The following is a 19,533-nucleotide window of genomic DNA, read 5'->3' as shown; positions in this document are numbered from 1 at the left end:
CTGCCGGCCCGTCCCTTCGACTCTAAACTTTGACGCAGCGTCAAAGTCAAGGGTCCGCGGGAGATGGCGCAAGGGAAGGCCGCGCGACCGGACGGGTGCGTGCAAGACGGTAAGTTGGAGGCATGATTTTCCCTTCTTTCCGCTCCCCGGCCGCCCTGCTGGTCCGGCGGACGCTCACGGCTGCGGCCGCCGTCGGCGTCGTGCTTGCCGCAGCGGCCTGCGCCCCGGCCGGTTCTGTTGAGAACGCCGATGTCCCCGCGTGGAAGGCCACGGCGCTGCCCTCGGCCCCCGGCACGGTGCTGGAGGATGCCGGCAAGATCCTGAACCGGGACCCGATCGTCCGGTCCGCCGCCGTGCCCGCCGGCGCGTACACGCTGACCATGACGTGCGAGGGGGGCGGAAAGGCCTTCTTCGCCGTCAGTCTGGACGGCAGCCAGTTGGCCGAGGCAGGTGCCGCCTGCAACGGCAGCCGTGAAACTGCCCGCATCAAAGTACCGGCCGCGGGCSMGGTACGGCTCAGCACATCCAGTGTGGATGCCCCYCTGATTTACGCCTACCACCTGGTGCMGTCGGAGTAAGACCCGCCCGCAGCRCCTGCTTCACCGGCGTCCGGACCGGYGCCCTCCGACTGGCCYGTCAGACCCGGACCTTTGGCTCTAGCSTTTGATCCCGGGCAACCTTAATCTCAGAGTATGCCAACTGTGCCGGCCAGGAGGGTGCCGCGACGGCGCACCCCGGCKGCCGCCGTGGTGCTCTCAGTTGCGGTGTTWCTTGGGGCGGTCCTGTCCGGCTGCGAATATCAATACAGCGCCGACAACTGGGAAGAAACGACCGCTGTTGCCGCTCCGCCGACCACTGACGCCGCCCTGCCCCGGGACCCCCACCTCAACGAGCCCGTGTCCGGCAAGGAGCTGGACGACTGGGTTCACGACGCACTGCCCGACGCCGAGGGGCAGGTCTTCCATAGGGGTTTCGGGACACTGGAGGCTGACCAGGAGCGGACCGAGACCACAACGGTGCTGCCCACGGGTACTTACGCCCTGACGCTGGCGTGCCGMAGCGCCCTCCGGGTGTCCTTTTCCATCGAGAACGGTGACAGCGAACTCGTGGACCTGAGTCTCCGGTGCGGGACGTCCAGGGTCAACGTGGTTTATCTGCCCGCAGCTGCGGCGCTTTCRATCAAAGTGGACGCGAACGGACCGGCGAACTATGCCTACCGGGTGAACCGAATCTGAGGCTCACGGCCGGCCAAATCTCGAGACGGTGCTTCAGCGACGAGGTGCCGCAGCGAAACCTCGCCTCAGCGAACCGGTGCCTTAGACSGTGCAGCCGTCCGGRCAGCGCAGGGTCTCGGGGCTTGCCGCGCATTCGGCGCAATAGAGCGTCAAGGTCCGGCAGCTCGGATTGGAGCAGTTTTCGAACTTGCTCGTGGGTGCCGAGCAGCGCACGCACTCGCCGATCGTCTTGGCGTCCCCGCTGAATTCGAGGTGCATGCGTTTGTCGAACACGTACAGCGAGCCCTCCCACAGGCCCTTGTCCTTGAAGGTCTCGCCATAGCGGACAATTCCGCCGTCGAGCTGGTAGACCTCCTTGAAGCCGCGGTTCACCATCAGGCTGGACAGCACCTCGCAGCGGATGCCTCCGGTGCAGTAGGTGACGACCGGTTTGTCCTTGAGGGCGTCGTATTTGCCGGAGTCGAGTTCCTTGATGAAGTCGTGGGTGGTGGCGACGTCCGGGACCACCGCGTCYTTGAACTTACCGATCTGTGCCTCGAAGCCGTTGCGGCCGTCGAAGAACACGACCTCGTCCCCCTGCTGCTTCTTGGCTTCAACGAGTTCGTGGAGTTCCTCGGGTTTGAGGTGGGTCCCGCCGCCCACCACTCCGCCGGCGTCGACTTTGAGCTCGCCGGGGGCGCCGAAGGATACKATTTCGTCCCGCACCTTCACGCTGAGCCGCGGGAAGTCTGCCGCGCCGCCGTCGGACCACTTCACGTCGATGTCGTGGAATCCCTTGTACTCGCGGGTGGCCTTGACGTATTGCTTCACGGCGTTGATTTCGCCGCCAACGGTGGCGTTGATGCCGTCCTTGGAAAGGAGGATGCGGCCGGTTAGCCCGAGTTTTTCGCACAGGGCGCGCTGCCAAAGCCGGACGGCGTCCGGGTCARCGAGGGGGGTGAATCCGTAAAAGAGCACAATCCTGTTCAAAGCCACGTATTTAAGGGTACTGGCTGGGATGGRCGGCCGGGCAACAGTCACAATTGGATATGCAAGAGRCCTTCCCCGATCCGGCCCCTGTTGCTTGTGGCACTGCTGGAATACGCTCATCACATGAGTCTTGACGCCATGGTTGAAGACACCACTCACCTGCTGGAAATCTGGGTTGCCGGATGGGCAGGTTGCCGCGGATATGAGACGCGCAGGGAGGGACGGTTTCCTGCGGCCTATCGCGCGGACACCACCCACGAATGGGAATACTTCGCCTTCGACCCGTCCGATTCAGAGTTCGCGGAGCTGGCGGCGAAGACGGCCGAAGCACCGGCACGGGTCCTCACGATCCTCACCAATGACGTGGCCAAGTACACGTTCCTGGCACCGCGGCACGGCCTCCATGTCACTTCGGCTTCGCAGACCATGATGATCGTGGACATGGAGACCCAGGATTCGGAGGACCCGTGGCTTTCGGACGACGACCTCAAACTGGAGACGTCCAGGACGGACGGCGTCCACCACGCCGTGGTCCGTGGAGGCGATGAGGTCGCYGCGAGCGGACGCGTATTTGTGGTCGGACACACCGCCATCTTCGACAACATCGTGACGTCGCCGATGTACCAGCGGCGGGGGCTGGGCAGCTTCATCATGAAGGCCCTGGCGGCCCAGGCCTTCGAACACGACGTCGACTCCGGGCTGCTGCTCGCYTCCYTGGACGGGCAGAAACTCTATTCGCACCTCGGCTGGCGCATGGTGTGCCACGTCCTGATGCTGTCGACGTCGGAGGAAGGCTCRGACCTGTCCGTCGGTTGACGCTTGGCGCCTCTGCCCGTCGATGGAGGCTCAGCACTTTGTCCGTCGGTTGAGGCGCAGCGAGCGCCCGCGGCGCCTCCRGGGCGCCGKCTGATGAAAGGCCGCAGCGCACGMGGGCCCRGGCTGGGGGAAATRTGCAGTTCCGCGTGCGTTCCCCGATGGGCTTCGACCGCGCCCACGCCGCAGTGTCCGCTGTGCGGGCGATTTGAGGCCGGATGAAAGAATATGTGAGTGAACCCGCATGAGTCCTTGATTCCGTTGCTGGGCCGAGGCCCGGACCCGGAACAGCTGCGTCATGTGCGGACGATCCCGGCCCGCCAGGCCGTCAACGCGCCGTGGCCGGAGTGGACCCACCCGGATCTCGTGGCCGCCTACGGTTCCCTGGGCATCCACGAGCCTTACCTGCACCAGGTCCAGGCCGCCGAGCTGGCCCATGCCGGGGAGCACGTGGTGATTGCGACCGGCACGGCGTCCGGSAAGTCCCTGGCGTATCAGCTGCCTGCCCTGGACGCGATCCACCGCTCCGAGCTCAGGGTCCTGTCCGATCCCGGCAAGATCCACGACGACGGCGCAGTGACCCTCTATCTGTCCCCCACCAAGGCGCTGGCGGCCGACCAGCTGGCCGCGATCCGGGCCCTGAAGCTCCCCACCGTCCGGGCCGAAACCTACGACGGCGACACCGACCCCGCWTCCCGGCGCTGGATCCGGGACCATGCGAACTTCATCCTGGCCAACCCMGACATGCTGCACTTCGGMATCCTCCCGAACCATGCCTGGTGGGCCAGGTTCTTCCGGCGCCTCCGCTATGTGATCGTCGATGAGGCCCACAGCTACCGCGGAGTCTTTGGCTCCCACGTGGCAAACCTCATGCGMCGGCTGCGTCGGATCTGCGCCTACTACAGTCCCGGCGGCTCACACCCCGGCCCGGTGTTCATCGCGGCGTCGGCCACGGCSTCTGACCCCGAGCGGTCCTTCGGCAGGCTGATCGGCGCACCAGTSCGYGCCGTTTCCGACGACACTTCGCCCCACGGGTCCACCACCGTGGCGTTTTGGGAGCCGGCCCTGACAGATGTCCGGGGCGAAAACGGCGCCAAGGAGCGCCGGACCGCCGTCGCCGAAACCGCGGACCTGCTGGCCAACCTGGTGTCCTCCCGGAYCCGGACCATTGCGTTCATCAAGTCCAGGCGCGGGGCGGAGACGATTTCCTCCATCGCCAAGCGCCTGCTCGACGAGGTGGACCCCAGCCTGCCGCAGCGCGTGGCCGCCTACCGCTCGGGCTACCTGCCGGAAGAGCGGCGGGCCCTGGAAAAGTCGCTCCGCTCGGGTGAACTCTTGGGCGTCTCCAGCACCTCCGCGCTGGARCTGGGCATCGACATCTCCGGTCTCGACGCCGTGCTGGTCGCAGGCTGGCCGGGCACCCGCGCGTCGTTGTTCCAGCAGATCGGCCGGGCCGGCCGCGCCGGCCAGGACGCGATCGCGGCCTTCGTGGCCAGCGACGACCCGCTGGACACCTACCTGGTGAACCACCCCGAGGCGATTTTCGACGTCTCGGTGGAAGCCACGGTCTTCGATCCCTCCAATCCGTATGTCCTGGGCCCGCACCTGTGCGCCGCGGCCGCGGAACTTCCCCTGGGGTTCGCCGAACTGGAGCTCTTCGGGGCTACCTCGGAGAAGCTGCTGGATCGGCTGGTTGTGCAGGGCTACCTGCGCAAACGGCCGGCGGGGTGGTTTTGGACCCATCCGCAGAGTGCCGCCGCGATGGTGAACCTCCGGGCCGACGGCGGGGGCCCGGTGAGCATTGTGGATGCCGATACCGGGTCCTTGCTCGGCACCATGGATTCGCCCCAAACCCACTACCAGGCCCACACCGGCGCCATCTATGTCCACCAAGGGGACAGCTACGTGGTGGAGGACCTGAACGAAGACGATCACTGTGTGATGGTGCGCCGGGCGAACCCCGACTACTACACCACCGCCCGGGACGTGACCCAGATCGAGGTGCTGGAAACGGAACGCACCACCCAGTGGGGCGACGTGGCCGTACATTTCGGCGATGTGAAAGTGACAACCCAGGTGGTCTCCTTCCAGCGCAAGGCGTTGATTTCCAACGAGATCCTCGGTGAAGAACCCCTGGAACTGGGCGCCAGGGACCTGTTTACCAAGGCCGTCTGGTTTGTAGTGGACAACCGCTCACTGACCGGTGCGGGCCTGATCGAGGCGCAGTTCCCCGGAGCCCTCCATGCCGCCGAACACGCGGCCATCGGGCTCCTGCCGCTCGTGGCATCCAGCGACCGTTGGGACATCGGCGGAGTGTCCACGGCCATTCACGCCGACACCGGCGTGCCTACGATCTTTGTCTACGACGGCCATCCCGGCGGGGCCGGATTTGCCGAACGCGGCTACGACAAGGCCAGGGTGTGGCTGACCGCCACGCGCGATGCCATCAAGGCCTGCGAATGCGAGTCCGGCTGCCCTTCCTGCGTCCAGTCACCCAAGTGCGGCAACAAGAACAACCCGCTCGACAAGGGCGCTGCCGTCACGCTGCTCGACGTGCTGCTCAACGACGCCACCGACCTGATGTCCACCGGCAGCGCCGTCCCAGCCGCGGCCGGGAGAACGGGCGAAAACCCCGCCCAACCGCTCCGCGCCTGACCCCGCCGCCGCGCCGRTCCCGCATCTCAGCGAGGGAGCGGTCCCTCGTCTCAGCGAGGGGGTGGTCCCGCTCTGGCCAGCCCAGTAGCCCACCCCAGGAACGGTCCCGCACTGAACTCGGTGCGGACCTGGACTGTGGCGTCYGGGCCTTCAGCGCAGGCAAGCATCGAGGCTTTGTTCTTCAGCGCGACTTCCCGGGCCACGGCGCACGGTTCGCCGGACGTGATTCCCCGCGCGGCATCCGCGGCAGCCAGTGCCGCGAGGTCGGCCGCCGCCGCAGCCCTCGACGCTGCGACGGCCGWCTGGGCCAGAAGCAGCAGAAAGGCCATGGCCATGATGACCACCAGTCCGAGTCCCAAGGCCAGGACGGTCCCGGACCCCCGCTCTGAAGGCGGGAAGCGGCGCGGGTCCCGGGCCGGAGACGGATTTCGGGTCCAAGGCCTGCTGGCCAGGGAACGTGCGGGCGGCATCAGGCCCCCAGCCGCGCGTCGCGGGAGGCGCCATACACCGAGGGTTGAATTGCCGCGCCAGGGGCCTCGGGACGCGCCCAGGCAGTGGCGCTGAGGACCCACGGAACAAGGGCCCCGACAGCGCCGGGAACCCGGCCAGTGACGGTGACCCTGCCCCACTCGCCGTCGAGCGCCACCTCGGACCCTGMCGTTTCGCCGGCAAGCCGGCGGACGATGTCTCCGACCTCGCCGGCCGCGGCTCCCCTCGCCAGTGCACGGGCACCGCCGCGGGCCGCTTCTTCGACGCGGAGCTGGGTCACGCCGGCCGCCGACCCCGCGAGCAGCAGGGCAAGCAGGAGGACGACGGAGGGCAACGCCACGGCGAACTCGGCAGTCACAGCCCCGCGGCTCTCGGCCGATAGGGGCCACCTCCTCTGGCCGCCGCTCSCCTCACCGCGCCGGACGGCCGTCATGGCAACGCGAGCGCCGTCCGGATGAGGTTCAGGAGGAATCCCCGGACCTCATCGCTGCGCATGATGAACACCAGGACCCCGGCGAACCCCACGGCCGCCAGGGTTGCAATGGCATATTCAGCGGTGGCCATTCCCGATTGCGCTGAAGGCGGTCCTGTCCGTCGGTGCTGTTGCACGGGGACCACCGAGCTAGCGCCGGGATAGATCTCGTACACCTCGGCATCACCGTCCTCCCCTGTATCGACGCGGTGTGCGGCGGGCGTGTCCTGATCGATTGACATCTGTTTTCCTTCCATTGTTTTCCTTCCCCGGGACACCGGCATGACCGCCGGTTGATTCGACTCTCCCGGCTGGGACCTTGCGTGGTAACCCGTGAGGTTCGCCAAGTGGAAAAACATGCCCGCAAATGGCACCGCGGCGGGCTGTGGAGGAGAACTGACCGGGAACTGGCCGTTCGGCCGGACCGCCCACGGAAGTGCAGCGCCGTGCCTGGGCCGGCCCGGCGCTGCCCGCGGCCCGCGCACAGAACTGAGCCCGAGGGGCGGCGGTCCGTASTGCGACCCCAGGCCCTCGGGCTCAGTTAGTTAGACAGAACCTCATACAGGCGTCTCTAGGGCAGGAAATACCCCGCAAGGTCGGCGATGAGCTGGGCTGACCCCTTGGACTGGTTGGCCAACGTTACCTTTCCGTCAGGGCCGATCGGGACCGAGACCAGGTTCGGCACTGTCTGTCCGATGGCGAAGTTCAAGTTGGACGCGTTGGGCAAGCCGGAGCCGGACGGGTAGGCGGTTACGAACCCGAAGGACTTGGGCGAGGTGACCGTCAGGTTGAAGACTGCTGCCAGTGCGCCGGTGGGGACGCCGTTGGCACCTGCAACCTGGAAGGACACCCCGCCGTTGGCTGCGACCGCGAAAGTACTCCGGGTGTCGAGGATACGGGTGGGGCCGACGGCCTTGAACGCACCGGTGGCCGTGGGAGTCCCTGGCAAGTAATAGCCTGCGACGTCGGCGATCAGATGGGCCGAGCCCGCGGACGCGTTGAACAATGCGACCTTTCCGTTAGCGCCCACGGGAACCGTGACCAAATTCGGCACCGTCTGCCCTTCGGAGAAATTCAGGTTGGACGCGTTGGGCCGGTTGGCGCCTGAAGCGTAAGCGGTCACGAAGCCTAGGCGCTGCGCCTGGGTCACAGTCAGGTTGAACACCACCGCGGCCACTGATGCGGGGATGCCGTTGACGCCAGCGACCTGGAAGGTCACAGGAGTATTYGGGCCCACCGCCGATGCGCTCCTAGTGTCCAGGAGCCGGGAGGGCGAGAYGCTCTTGAAGGCTCCCGGCGTCGTGGCTGCGCCGGTCACGTAGTAGCCCGTGACGTCGGCGATCAGTTGTGACGTACCCGACGACCGGTTGAATAGGGTGACCTTTCCGTCAGCGCCTACAGGTACGGTGACCAAATTCGGCACTGTCTGGCCCTTGGCGAAATTCAGGTTGGAGGCATTGGGCCGCTGCGTGCCGGAGGCGTAGGCGGTGATGAATCCGAAGGACTTTGGTTGCGTCACCGTGAGGTTGAATACGACGGCGGATACCTTGGCAGGGATGCCGCCGGCCCCCGCGACTTGGAAGGACACAGCTGAATCCTTAGCGACGCCCACACGAGAGGTGTCCCTGGTATCCAGGAGCCGGGTCGGAGAGATGGGGCTAAAAGTTCCGGGAAGCTGACCTGCCGACTTTCCGGCCTTGATGACGACGTCGTCAATGTAGCTGTCGCCGGCCTGCCGCCGGTGCTCTGCGCCGAGTTGCATYTTGGTGACTGCGGTAAATCCCGTGGCGACCTGCTTGTTGGAGTACAGGAGTTTGCCGTCGAACCACACCTCAATCGTGGTGGCGGATCCGTTTGCCACGACGTGGGTGACGAGGTGGTGCCACGTGCCGAGCGGGACGTTGACTTTCATCGGCGTGTAGCCGAGGGTTCCGTCGGGCGCCGCGACGCGCAGCCACAGCGGCCCACCGCCGCCATTGGAGCGGTACACGTCCACGAAGCGGGTGTTCCCGTTGAAGAARCGGAAGTATGGGACGTTGTTGCCTGCGACGCCCTCCTGGATGACGTTGAACCAGCCGTCGGCATAAACCTCATTGCTGCCGGCAGGAAGGGGGGCGGAAAAATTGGCCACCGAACCGGCCGCCGTGGTCACGTGCACGTGTGCCGAGCAGCGGCCCGAGTGTTGCTGGGCGGAGGAAACATCGGCCGTCCCGGTCCCGGCCGTGAAGGCGGCGCTGAACCCGGCGGTCGTGAGGGCTCCCGACTCGAAGTTGGTCGCAATCACCGTGGTGCCCGGGTACTGGTTCGTCGGTTGCGGCGCCCCCGGCTGACAGGTCGGCACGGCCGCGGACGCCGGACTGGAACCCACCGCCAAGCCGGCCAAAACKAATAGGTTGAGCGCTGCAAGGACGCCCACTTTATGCAGTCGAATCATAGATCTGCCCCCCTGGCATGGCCCCCACTCGGTACGAGACCCCAGAAATATCCGAGGTTCGAGGCGCCACAGAAGCGCTGTGAGAAGCCGATGCACGAGACCGCTCATACTCCGACGGTGCCTGTCCCAACGGTATCCCCCAACAACTTGAATAAACCTTGGCCCGCGAGTCGCCGCAGGCCCCCTTTTCAGGACGGGAGCAGCCCCAGCAGCACGGGCACGACGCCGAGGCACACAAACGCCGGCAGGGAGCACAAGCCCAGCGGCACAACGAGCTTCACGCCGAGGGCCGCCGCGCGCTGCTCCGCGGCCCGGTTTCGTTCGCGGCGCAGCCGGGCCGCCTGGGCGTAGAGRAGCGCCGAGGACGGCGCGCCAGTGAGCGCGGCGAAGAAGAGTGCGTCCCGRAGGGCAAGGAGCTGGGGCGCCTGGGTGCCGGAACTCCGCCACGCCGCGTTCCAGTCCGCTCCGATGGCCAGAGCTGACACCACCGGCCGGAGCTGCCGCCCGAGTTCCGGTGGCGCKAGGGCGGCGACGAGTTCGAGGGACCGGCCAAGGCCGGCTCCCGCATCCAGCATCGCGCCAATCAGTTCCAGCATCATGGCGGTGTCSCGCARGCCGGCGAAGCCGGGACGTCCGCGCCGGCCGGCGTCGCGGCCCGCCGGATCGCCAACTGATCCGTTGGCCGGGCCCAGAAACTGGCGCCGGAGCCTCCGGCKGACAGGGCCCGGGCCGGCGAGGAGCATGGCTGCTGCACCGGCAAGGCCCGTTGCCACCACGAAGCCGCCCAGTTCGGGGCTCACAGCGGCCGCGGAGTCACGGTTGGGCTTCCGCCGCGGCCCGGACCAGCCAGGAGGACCACAACCGGCCGACGGCGGTCAGGACCACACCTGCGGCCAACGCYGCGAGCCCCCACGGATTGCCCAGGAGGGTCGCCACGGGGTCCACGCCGAGCAGCAGGCCGAGGCCCAGGCCCGAGAGCGGCAGCCAGGTCAGGAGACGGACGGTTGCCCGCGGCCCCGCCAAGGCCGTCTGCCGGGCGGACTCGGCGTCGTCCTCCGTCTCAAGGTGAGCGGCAAAGCGCGCCAGCACCTCGGCAAGCGGGCACCCGGTGGCCTCCGCGGTGTCAAAGCAAGCGGCGAGCTCGCCCCACACACGCACGTCGCGGGGAGCCGGGGCGCTCACCGCCCCMATGGCGACGACGACGGYGGTGCGCCCGCCGAAGGACCCCGTTGCGACCTCGCGCCGGATGGCAGCGGCCACGGAGGCCCCGCGCAGGGCGGCCGCTCGTGCGGCCGCCACAACCCTGAGGGACTCCGGGCCGAGCGCCGGCCCAGAGCCTTCCCGGCCCCGGTCCTGGCCCCRGCCATGGCCAGCMCCAACCGGGATGTGGCCCGCGGTCCCGTCCCGCGCAGCGTCCCCGCCGTACAGGACCCATAGTTCATCCCACAGCCGGGCCGGAATGCGCCCTCCCCTCAGCAGCGCGGCCAGTTGTTGGACCACCACGGTCAAGGGGACTGATTCCGTCCCCGCGGATCCTCCGGCGCGCAAACGGCCGACGGCCCCGCGGGCTCTCCCGCCGGCTCCCCGCCCCAACATCGCCCGCCCAAACATCCCCTTCGCAAACATTCCTCGGCCGGGTATCCGCCGGCCGGGTCGCGGATGAACTCGGGCCCCGGAACTCCGCGGGCCTGTGCTTTGCAGTGACCGGCGGACCCGACCGCGGGCGGCGTGGGGCGAGGGCAAGGCCAGCCACATGGCGAGGACCAAGACAATGATCAGCAGGGCGGTCATCGCGGCGTCCGCGGCTGCGGGGGTTCATGTCCGGAACCCGGAAKCAACKCGGCCGGCCACGCCGCCTCCAGCCCGGACGGATCCGCACCGGACACGCCGGGATCCAGGCCGAGCCGGCSCGCCAGCYGCGGCCAGGCCCGGCCGGAGCGGACCTGGCCCCCGYGGASTTCCAGGGCGGCGGTGACSGCTAGGCCCGAGTCCTGGGCCTGCATGATTCCAATGCTCGCGACCTGGCGCCCGGYCTCTGTCCGCTCGACATGCACGACGGCGTCGATCGCGCTCGCCACCTGCAGCCGCACCGCGTCCTGGCCCATGCCGGCGAGCGCGCCCAGGGCCGCCAGCCGTGCCGGGACGGCCGCCGCCTCATTCGCGTGAAGGGTCCCCCCGCCTCCCGTGTGGCCGGTGTTCATGGCCGAGAGCAGCTCACGGACCTCCGCGCCGCGGCATTCGCCTACCACCAGCCGGTCCGGCCGCATCCTCAGGGCCTGGCGGACCAGTTCGCCCAAGTCCACGGCGCCGCCGCCCTCGAGGTTTCCGTGCCGGGACTCCAGCGAGACGACATGCGGGTGGACCGGGTTCAGCTCGGCGGCGTCCTCAATCAGGACAAGYCTCTCCCCCGGGTGGCACAGTCCCAGCAGCGTCGCCAGCAACGTGGTTTTCCCCGAGCCGGTGGCGCCGCTGATGAGGAAGCTCWGCCGGGATGCCACCATRCGTTCGAGCACGGTCTGGACCAGATCCGCGGACGTCCCGGTCCCGAACATGCCGTCCCGCCGCAGTTCGGGCATGGAGAACACGGTAGCGCGGCGGATCCGCACGCTCAGGAGGGTTCCGGCCGTCGAAATGGGCGGCAGTACCGCGTGCACCCGGTAGCCGCCGTCGAGCCGGACGTCGACGCAGGGCGAACCGTCATCCAGCCGCCGGCCGCCGGCCGCCACGAGCCTCGCGGCAAGGGCCCGGATCTGCGGCTCCCCGGAAAAGGCGACCGGAGCCTTTTCCAGACCCCTGCCGCGGTCCAGCCAGACYGAGTCCGGCCCATTGACAAAGATGTCCGTCACGGCGGGATCCCGGGTGAGCGGTTGCAGCGGGCCCAGGCCGTTCAGTTCCGCACTGATGCTCTCCACCGCAGCCAGCGCGCCGGCCGTGCCCAGCAGCCGCCCACTGGCCTGAACCGCAGCCGCGACCCGCGACGGGGTTACGGGCGAGGCATCGGCCATGACGGACTCACGCACCGATTCCAGCAGTCTCTGGTCGAGAAATCCYTGCGAGCGGCGGCGGCCCGRGGCCCTCCTGGAGGGCCGGTCCGGATCGGCGGGTTCCACCGCGGCATGGCCACTCATCTGGAATCTCCCCCGTTCAGGTCAWGAAGGCCAGCGGCGAAACGGCGGACGGCGCGCTGCCGGCCGGCTTCGAGCAGGCGGCCCACTTCGGTTGCCGCGGCCAACCCCTTGATATCCGGCATGATCCCGTCGAGGGCCAGGCCCACGGAGTCGGCGATCAGCGGCGCCTCCAGGGCTGCGCCCGGACCKGCCCGGACCACGAGCGCGGTTTCCACCGCGGGAAGCTCCCGCAGCAGCCAGGCCGTGGCGACGGCGGCCCGGATCCGCGCGGGCGCAACCACGAGGATCCGGTCACATTCCCTTGCGAAGGACCGCAATGCCTCCCGGTCCCGGCCRATATCCAGCACCACCAGCTCGCAGCCGCGCCGGGCGGCGTCGAGAACCGCGGTGACGGCGGTGGCGTCCACAACKGCCGCACGGTCCCGGACGCCAGGCCACGACAGGAAGGAAAATCCGCCGGCGACCGGCAGCGCATCCTCCAGTTGGGCTGCGTCGATGCTGCCGCTCGCCCCGGCCAGATCCGGCCAGCGGAGCCCATGGGTGTCCTCGGCGGCCAACGCCAGCTCCAGGCCCCCGCCCCAGGGGTCGCCGTCAATCAGGAGCACCCGGGCACCGGCCCCGGCGGCGGCCTGCGCAATCCAGATGGCGGCCGTGGTGGCCCCTGCACCGCCGCAGCCACCGGTGAGCCCCAGGACGAATCCGCCGGCTTCCGGCGCGCGGGACCGGCTCAGGTATTCAGCCAGCCATGCGGCCGCGTCCGGCAGCACCGCGACGCGTCCGGCCCCGACGGCGGCGGCCAGGTGCCACAGCCCGTCACCGTCGCCGTTGAGGCCGACGAGCACCGCGGGCGCCCTCCACCGGGGCGGCAAGTCGCGGATGTCGTTGCCAACGAGCACGGTGGCCGCAGCATCCCAGAACGGTGCCGCATCGGCAACATTCTGCACCGTCCGCAGCTGGCCCCCGGCCGCGGCAACGATGCGTTCCACTTCGCTGCGCAGCACATCGACCCCGGTGACGAGCAGAATTTCCGCGGATTCCCCGGGGATCCAGGGCACCGGATTCTGCGGAGGCGGCGAGCCTGGCCCAGGTTGCTGGTGCMTGTTCATGCTGCCACTGTGCCCCGCCCGGAACCGCAGGGTAACCGCCGTCGTGGGCTATGTGGACAAGCCTCGCGGCTGTCCTGAACCCGCCGCCCCGGCACGCGCACGGACCATGCYYCGGAGCAGGGCAGAATTGACCCTATGTACCTGCTGCTCGCCGCCCATGCCGACGGCGCGGCGCTGCAGCAACTCACGGCAGATGGCAGCCCTGAACCGTCCAAYCCGGAACCGCGCGTTGTCAGGCCCGAGGACCTGCCCGGAGTGGTTCGCGGGCTCGAGGAGCGGCACCCGCGCTGGATCTGGCACCGCACGCAGGACTGGTATCCCGCGCTGCTGCGCGCCGGGGTGGAACTCGAACGCTGCTACGACCTGACGTTGTGCGGYTCGATCCTGGCCCACTCGGAATTCACCGCCCACACCGGCTATGCGCAGGCCGCAGAGAAGCTGACGCAGGACGACGAGCTGCCTCTGCCGTCGCGGGGGCTGCAKCCCCCTCCCCCGCCGCCCGAACAGGGGGCCCTGTTCGATGCCCCGGCCCCCGGGCATCGCCCCGGCCAATCCCTTGAGGCCCTGCGCGCCGAGTACGCCGCGCAGCAGGAGGCGCTTCGCAACGCGGGGACAGCCTCCGGCTCGGCCGTTGTCACTGATGCCGGCCGCCGCCAGCGGCTACAGCTGCTGCTCGCGGCGGAATCCGCCGGGGCCATGATCGCGGCCGAAATGCAGCACACCGGGGTCCCGTGGCGCGAGGAACTGCACGAGCAGATTCTCGCGGATTATCTCGGACCCCGGCCGGCGCCGGGCCAGCGTCCGGCCAAACTCGAAGCGCTCACCGCCGAACTCCGGCGGCTGCTGCAGTCACCGGCGCTGAACCCGGACTCCCCGCAGGATCTCATGCGCGCCCTGCACCGCAACGGCATCGAAGTGAAGACCACCCGCCAATGGGAGCTCAAGGAATCCAGCCACCCGGCGATCGAGCCACTGCTGGCCTACAAAAAACTGGCTCGCCTGCATGCGGCCAACGGCTGGGCATGGCTGGACATGTGGGTGAAGGACGGCAGGTTCCAGCCCGAATACGTGGTGGGCGGCGTGGTGTCCGGACGGTGGGCGTCCCGGGGCGGCGGCGCACTGCAAATCCCGCGCCAGATCCGCGGCGCGGTCCACGCCGATCCCGGCTACAAATTGATTGTTGCCGACGCCTCGCAGCTGGAACCGAGGGTGCTCGTGGCCCTCGCGCAGGATGCCAAAATGGCCGAGGCCGCCCGGGACAAGGACCTCTATGCCGGCATTGCGGCGCAGGGCTTCGGCGGTGACCGGGCAAAAGCCAAGGTGGCCCTCCTCGGGGCCATTTACGGGGCGACCACGGGCGAGTCCGGGCGGCTGATGCCCCAATTGGCCCGCACCTACCCCCGTGCCGTCGGCTTCGTCGAGCAGGCCGCCCGCGACGGCGAGGCCGGCAGGACCGTCACTTCCCGTCTGGGCCGGAGCAGCCCGCCGCCGTCGGACCGCTGGCTGCAGAGCCAGCAGTCCACCACCGCGGAAGAGCAGCGCCGGGCTGACGCGATCGCCCGCTCACGCGGCCGCTTCACCCGCAACTTCGTGGTCCAGGGCTCGGCTGCTGACTGGGCGGCGTGCTGGCTCGCGGAACTGCGACGCCGGCTGCGCACCATGCGGGCCGAGGGCGCCGCCACCGGCGAACTGGTGTTCTTCCTGCACGACGAAGTGATGGTGCACTGCCCTGAAAGTGCCGTGGCGGATTGCATGAAGGCGATCGAGGATTCCGCAAATGCCGCCAAGGAGCTGTTGTTCGGCCGCATTCCGGTGGAATTTCCGGTCAGCGTGGCYGTAGTCGACTCATACGACAACGCCAAATGAGTGGCAGARGTCACCACCTGTAACGTACCGGTCGGTAGCGTTGTGTGGGCTCCGTCACCGGGCTACCCTCGAAAGGCCGGCAAATTTCCCGAAGAACTGCCGGCATTGCAAAGACGCAAGGAATTGGGGAGGCATTGGTTTGGCTGGCATTTTTGAGATCGCGCAGGCTGGCGACAAGGCTTATTTCTTCAGGCTGACGGCGGCAGACGGCACGGTAGTGGCCGTGTCCCCGCTCTTCAGCTCCATCAAGAGCGCTGCGGCGGGCATTAATGCCGTGCGCGAGAACGCCGCGACGGGCCTGATTGTGGATCGGTCCGGTATGCACAGGAAAGTAGCCACCAGCAGGTCGGCTGTCCGGGCTGTTGCTCCCCTGGCGGGCAGCGCGGTAGCTACGGGCTAGGGACCGGCACTACCGACCGGCTTTCGGATCGGACCGGCGGATCGGTGCCGGCGGAACGAGTTTCACACATCGATCCCGTAGAGCCGCGTGCGGTCCCAGGGAACGGCCCAGCCCAGCTGTTCAAAAAGCTGGTTCAGGATCATCCCGGTAAACCCCCACACCACCACGCCGTTGACAGTGAAGGCCGGGCTCTGGAACGACTGGCCGGCTCGGCTGACCGTTGCCAGCACCCGGTTGCCCGGGTCCAGCAGGTCCCTGACCGGGACACGGAACACCTGCGCGGATTCACCATAGTCCACCACCCGGACAGGCGACTGGGCGGCCCACCAGGCCAGGACCGGGGTGACCAGGAAATTGCCCCGGGGCAGCGCCAGTTCGGGCATCACTCCCAGGACGTCCACGCCCGCAGGGTTCAGGCCGGTCTCCTCTTCCGCCTCGCGCAGGGCGGCATTGACGGCGGACTCGCCTGGGTCGATGCCGCCGCCGGGGAAGGCCACTTGCCCGGGATGGTCCTCAAGGGTTTGCGCCCGCTGCAGCAGCAGGACGTCCAGATCGGCTGGAGCGAGCAATTTCTCGGACACCGCCGGGACATTATCGAGCGCGCCAAAAAGCATGAGCACGGCGGCCTTGCGGACCCGCTCGCCGGGTTCGACGACGAGTTCCCGCCAGCGCGGATCCGGTGCCGGAGCCGTGCCCGCCTTCACCGCCTCAACGAGTTCGACGAGGTCCTGGCGCGCGGTCACCGCTGCTTCCTCTGCGATTCCATCCGGATTTCCGCCGCGCGGTGCGTCTCGGCCTGCAGCCGGGCCAGCAGCTCCTCCTGCCCCGGGGCGAGTTCGTACTTCAGCAGTTTCTTCGCCTYCGCCGGGTCGGTTTCGCCCATCCCGTAGCTGGGACACCAGTTGGCCACCGCGCAGGCGCCGCACGCAGGCTTACGGGAGTGGCAGACCCTCCGGCCGTGAAAGACKACGCGGTGCGAGAGCATGGTCCAGTCCTTAGGCTCGAACAGCACGGCGACGTCGGACTCGATCCGGACCGGATCATCCGACTCCGTCCACCCAAGGCGCCGGGCCAGGCGGCCGAAGTGGGTGTCCACCGTGATGCCGGGAATGCCGAAAGCGTTGCCCAGCACGACGTTTGCCGTTTTCCGCCCGACGCCGGGCAGCGTCACCAAGTCCTCGAGCCGGCCCGGCACCTCGCCGTCGTACTCGTCCACTATCCGGTTGCACAGCGCCAGGACGTTTCTGGCCTTGGCGCGAAAGAATCCGGTCGGTTTAAGGATGGCCTCCAGCTCGGCCGGATCCGCCTCCGCCATCMGCCGCGCATCGGGRTAGCGCGCGAACAGCAGGGGKGTGATCTGGTTGACCAGCACATCRGTGGTCTGCGCGGACAACACCGTGGCTATGACCAGCTCGAACGGGTTGCGGAAATCCAGCTCAGCGTGGGCGTAGGGGTACTGCTCGGCCAGCGCCCGGTTGATCCGGCGCGCCCGTCGCTTGAGCGCCAGGACAGTTTCCCCTGACGCCCTCGGGGCACCGGACGTGGCGCCCGATTCCGCGGTGCCGGATTCTGTGGTCACGGGATGCGGCTAACCGCGTTCGATGTTGCTGAGATCCCGCAGGACGCCGAGCCGCCCGTCGGTGTGCTGGACCAGGAATTCGCTGCCCCGGTCCTCTAGGGCAAGGACCCAGCCGCCGGGTTCAATGACGAACGCCGGAGCTCCGGTGCGCTCGTCRGTGGCGGTGCGRGGCTGCGCGACGGCGAACCAGAACGCCTCGTGCACGGGGTGGACGTGGTCCTCCTCATGCCGGCTGGCAGGATCGACGGTGGCGCCGATGGGCTCCTGCGGCCGGGCCTGTTCCTGCGGCCGGACTTGGGGGTTGACAGTGGTGGGGGCGCTGCCGCCCGAGGGTGCGCCCGACGTTGCCGGAACGCCGGCGSCCTGGGTCTGTTCCGCGGCCGGCGGGGTTTTCTGGGCGGCAGCCGCGGCGCCAGCTGCACCGGCGGCGGCAGCACCGGCAACGGCGGGTGCCGCGGACGCGGATGCCGGGATGCCGGCGGCCCGGGTCTTTTCGGCGGACGGGGTTGCCTCGGACTGGGTCTCTTCGGCGGGCGTCGCGGCCGCTGCCGGCCCAGTGGCCGACGTCGTCGGCGATGCCGATGACGCGGACGACACGGGGGTGGCCGCGCCGGCTGCCGGCACGACGCCGGAGATCTGGGTTTCCGGCGCGCTGGACGCGGCACTCGCCGCAGATGTTTGGGCTGACGGCACAGCYGGCGTAGTTGCGGCCGACGCTGCGCCGCCGCCGAACGGGCGCTTTGCCCAGCCCGCCGCGGCTGCGGCTGCCCCGGCAGCCTTCGACTCGCCTGTTCCCGCCGAGGCCTTGGCCGTTTTGGGCACCTTCGGCGGCTTGGGCGCACGGGGCTTTCGCACCGGGACAGCCGCTTCACGCGCCGCCACGTGRGCCGGCGCTTCCTCACGGTCCAGGAAGTCCCCGGCGAAGAACGGGATCCAACGGGCCAGGACSGTGGCCGCAAAAAGCCCCACGGCACCSAGGAGGGCTATCAGCATGCTCGGCAGGAACGCCCCGGCRGCCGCGAGGAAGAAGAAGGCCAGMGTGAAGGACGCCACCACSGAAGCGAACTGGTCGATCGACAGGGACCCGATCCGGATTTTCGTCGTCGGGCTCAGMCGGCGGGCCACGAACAAAGCGGTGACAATCAGCGGCAGCACAATGCCCAGGCCCAGGAAGAACAGGCTTCCGAGGTTCCACAGGTTGTAGGCGAAAGCGAACATCGGAATCAGCGAGGCGACGAAGAGCAGCAGCGTCGAGCCGAAGACGGTGAGGTCACGRATGGTGAAGGCACCAAGGACTGCTTCGTTCCTCTTCGCGGACTTTTTGTCCACCGTGAAGCGCGGCGYATCCCCGAACCCGGCGGGCCCCGGCTGCGCCGTTCCRCCCTGGCCCTGGGCGGGCGCCCGGAGCTGTCCGTTGTCTTGCTCGTTCATTCCGTATCTCCTTAGCATGGCGGCGCTCTGGACAGCGCCGTCTAACGGCAGGCAAGGACAGYACCGCCAGCGGGTACTGTCGCCTCCATCGGATGTCACAACTTCATCTCAGCCTAGCCAAGTGGGTGGCCGATCACTAGCTGACAAGCCGAGGGCGGACACAGCAGAATYCTCCCGTTTTCCGAATCCCGGACGCTGSATGCCGAAGCRCCGCCCAGCGCCGCCAACAAGCCACCCGGCGCTTAACAAACACCGCTCACGGCACCCTTTGTGACTGGGCGCACGTTTGGTCGGACCCACGTATTAGTGTTTATTCCAGACAGCYCCTGCGGCACTGCCGASGTCTGCCACTGCCCGACGCCGCGCATGCGGCCCGGTGCGGAGGCGACGCGAACGGCCGCTCAGACCGGATCGATGAATGATGAGGTTCACCATGTCCCAGCAGACACACGGCTCCATGGCCACGCCGGCTCCCAACGGCGATGCGTTTGAGAATCTGTCGMAGGAGGACCGGCGGTTCGCGCCTTCGGCGGAGTTCGCGGCGAATGCGGTGGTGACCGCGGGTGAGTATGCCGAGGCCGACGCGGACCGGCCCGCGTTCTGGGCGAGGCAGGCCCGGGAACTGCTGGACTGGTCCCGGGACTTTGACCAGGCTTTGGACTGGTCCGAGCCGCCGTTCGCGAAGTGGTTCGTCGGCGGGGAGGTCAACGCCGCGTACAACGCCCTGGACCGGCACGTGAAGGCCGGGAACGGGGACCGGGTCGCGATCCATTTCGAGGGCGAGCCCGGGGACACCCGCACCTACACCTACGCGCAGCTGACCGCGGAGGTGAAGAGGGCCGCGAACGCGTTCGAGTCCCTCGGCGTGGCCAAGGGCGACCGGGTCGCGGTCTACCTGCCCATGATCCCCGAGGCCGTCATCACCATGCTCGCCTGCGCCCGGATCGGCGCGGTCC

The 19,533-nt window shown here is 68.5% G+C and carries 19 protein-coding genes; 7 read left to right on the top strand and 12 right to left on the bottom strand.

Translation table 11 applies throughout. From position 1 onward, the window contains the following. Positions 1-122: 122 nt before the first annotated feature. Both AC1DEY_RS21145 and AC1DEY_RS21140 read left to right on the top strand, forming a co-directional pair. On the top strand, positions 123-578 hold the full coding sequence (locus AC1DEY_RS21145) for a hypothetical protein (RefSeq protein ID WP_476869695.1): 456 nt from the start codon (positions 123-125) through the stop codon (positions 576-578). A gap of 114 nt (positions 579-692) precedes the next feature. Beyond that, entirely contained in the window at positions 693-1,235 is a 543-nt protein-coding gene (locus AC1DEY_RS21140) for a hypothetical protein (protein ID WP_476869694.1), read from the top strand. An 81-nt stretch (positions 1,236-1,316) separates the two neighbouring features. Here AC1DEY_RS21140 and trhO read toward each other — a convergent pair whose 3' ends face one another. After that, on the bottom strand, positions 1,317-2,210 hold the full coding sequence (gene trhO / locus AC1DEY_RS21135) for an oxygen-dependent tRNA uridine(34) hydroxylase TrhO (RefSeq protein ID WP_476869693.1): 894 nt from the start codon (positions 2,208-2,210) through the stop codon (positions 1,317-1,319). Positions 2,211-2,327: 117 nt separating this feature from the next. On the opposite strand from trhO, the gene AC1DEY_RS21130 reads away from it, so the two are divergent. Both AC1DEY_RS21130 and AC1DEY_RS21125 read left to right on the top strand, forming a co-directional pair. Then, entirely contained in the window at positions 2,328-3,020 is a 693-nt protein-coding gene (locus AC1DEY_RS21130) for a GNAT family N-acetyltransferase (RefSeq protein WP_441409670.1), read from the top strand. 231 nt (positions 3,021-3,251) lie between these two features. Beyond that, positions 3,252-5,672, top strand: a complete 2,421-nt coding sequence (locus AC1DEY_RS21125; protein WP_476869692.1) for a DEAD/DEAH box helicase — start codon at positions 3,252-3,254, stop codon at positions 5,670-5,672. Positions 5,673-5,722: 50 nt separating this feature from the next. Here the strand turns inward: AC1DEY_RS21125 and AC1DEY_RS21120 are convergent, their stop codons facing one another. From AC1DEY_RS21120 to ssd, 8 genes are all read right to left on the bottom strand, one after another. Continuing rightward, complete coding sequence (locus AC1DEY_RS21120) at positions 5,723-6,031, bottom strand: Rv3654c family TadE-like protein (RefSeq protein WP_476869691.1); 309 nt, start codon at positions 6,029-6,031, stop codon at positions 5,723-5,725. A 110-nt stretch (positions 6,032-6,141) separates the two neighbouring features. Next, positions 6,142-6,519 (bottom strand): TadE family type IV pilus minor pilin, encoded by a 378-nt coding sequence (locus tag AC1DEY_RS21115; RefSeq protein ID WP_476869690.1) that lies wholly within the window; start codon positions 6,517-6,519, stop codon positions 6,142-6,144. A 71-nt stretch (positions 6,520-6,590) separates the two neighbouring features. Further along, positions 6,591-6,992, bottom strand: a complete 402-nt coding sequence (locus AC1DEY_RS21110) for a DUF4244 domain-containing protein (protein WP_476869689.1) — start codon at positions 6,990-6,992, stop codon at positions 6,591-6,593. 212 nt (positions 6,993-7,204) lie between these two features. Beyond that, entirely contained in the window at positions 7,205-8,917 is a 1,713-nt protein-coding gene (locus tag AC1DEY_RS21105) for a hypothetical protein (RefSeq protein ID WP_476869688.1), read from the bottom strand. Between the two features lie 338 nt (positions 8,918-9,255). Then, positions 9,256-9,867 (bottom strand): type II secretion system F family protein, encoded by a 612-nt coding sequence (locus tag AC1DEY_RS21100; protein WP_476869687.1) that lies wholly within the window; start codon positions 9,865-9,867, stop codon positions 9,256-9,258. Positions 9,868-9,880: 13 nt separating this feature from the next. Then, on the bottom strand, positions 9,881-10,570 hold the full coding sequence (locus tag AC1DEY_RS21095; protein ID WP_476869697.1) for a hypothetical protein: 690 nt from the start codon (positions 10,568-10,570) through the stop codon (positions 9,881-9,883). A gap of 284 nt (positions 10,571-10,854) precedes the next feature. Continuing rightward, positions 10,855-12,195 (bottom strand): TadA family conjugal transfer-associated ATPase, encoded by a 1,341-nt coding sequence (locus AC1DEY_RS21090; protein ID WP_476869686.1) that lies wholly within the window; start codon positions 12,193-12,195, stop codon positions 10,855-10,857. Then, positions 12,192-13,301, bottom strand: coding sequence for a septum site-determining protein Ssd (ssd, locus tag AC1DEY_RS21085; protein WP_476869685.1), 1,110 nt, complete (start codon positions 13,299-13,301; stop codon positions 12,192-12,194). The genes AC1DEY_RS21090 and ssd overlap by 4 nt, the downstream gene beginning before the upstream one ends. Positions 13,302-13,436: 135 nt before the next feature. Here ssd and AC1DEY_RS21080 point away from each other — a divergent pair, with 135 nt between their 5' ends. Beyond that, positions 13,437-15,167 (top strand): bifunctional 3'-5' exonuclease/DNA polymerase, encoded by a 1,731-nt coding sequence (locus tag AC1DEY_RS21080; RefSeq protein ID WP_476869684.1) that lies wholly within the window; start codon positions 13,437-13,439, stop codon positions 15,165-15,167. Positions 15,168-15,306: 139 nt separating this feature from the next. Then, positions 15,307-15,567, top strand: a complete 261-nt coding sequence (locus AC1DEY_RS21075; protein ID WP_476869683.1) for a YegP family protein — start codon at positions 15,307-15,309, stop codon at positions 15,565-15,567. A gap of 62 nt (positions 15,568-15,629) precedes the next feature. Here AC1DEY_RS21075 and AC1DEY_RS21070 read toward each other — a convergent pair whose 3' ends face one another. The 3 genes from AC1DEY_RS21070 to AC1DEY_RS21060 all read right to left on the bottom strand — a co-directional run bounded on the left by AC1DEY_RS21070 (position 15,630) and on the right by AC1DEY_RS21060 (position 18,577). Beyond that, positions 15,630-16,310 (bottom strand): NUDIX hydrolase, encoded by a 681-nt coding sequence (locus AC1DEY_RS21070; protein ID WP_476869682.1) that lies wholly within the window; start codon positions 16,308-16,310, stop codon positions 15,630-15,632. Beyond that, positions 16,307-17,074, bottom strand: coding sequence for an endonuclease III (nth, locus tag AC1DEY_RS21065; RefSeq protein WP_476869696.1), 768 nt, complete (start codon positions 17,072-17,074; stop codon positions 16,307-16,309). Before nth ends, AC1DEY_RS21070 begins: the two co-directional genes overlap by 4 nt. 81 nt (positions 17,075-17,155) lie before the next feature. Continuing rightward, a complete protein-coding gene (locus AC1DEY_RS21060) occupies positions 17,156-18,577 on the bottom strand; it encodes a hypothetical protein (protein WP_476869681.1) in 1,422 nt (473 codons plus the stop codon). Between the two features lie 433 nt (positions 18,578-19,010). Between AC1DEY_RS21060 and AC1DEY_RS21055 the strand changes: the two genes are divergently transcribed. Then, positions 19,011-19,533, top strand: a 523-nt coding sequence (locus AC1DEY_RS21055) for an acetyl-coenzyme A synthetase N-terminal domain-containing protein (RefSeq protein ID WP_476869680.1), incomplete at its 3' end; no start/stop codon positions are given.

This window comes from Arthrobacter sp. 05T47, assembly GCF_056395825.1.
Note: the sequence above shows the minus strand (reverse complement) of the source record. Positions and strands in the feature narration are given on the sequence as shown.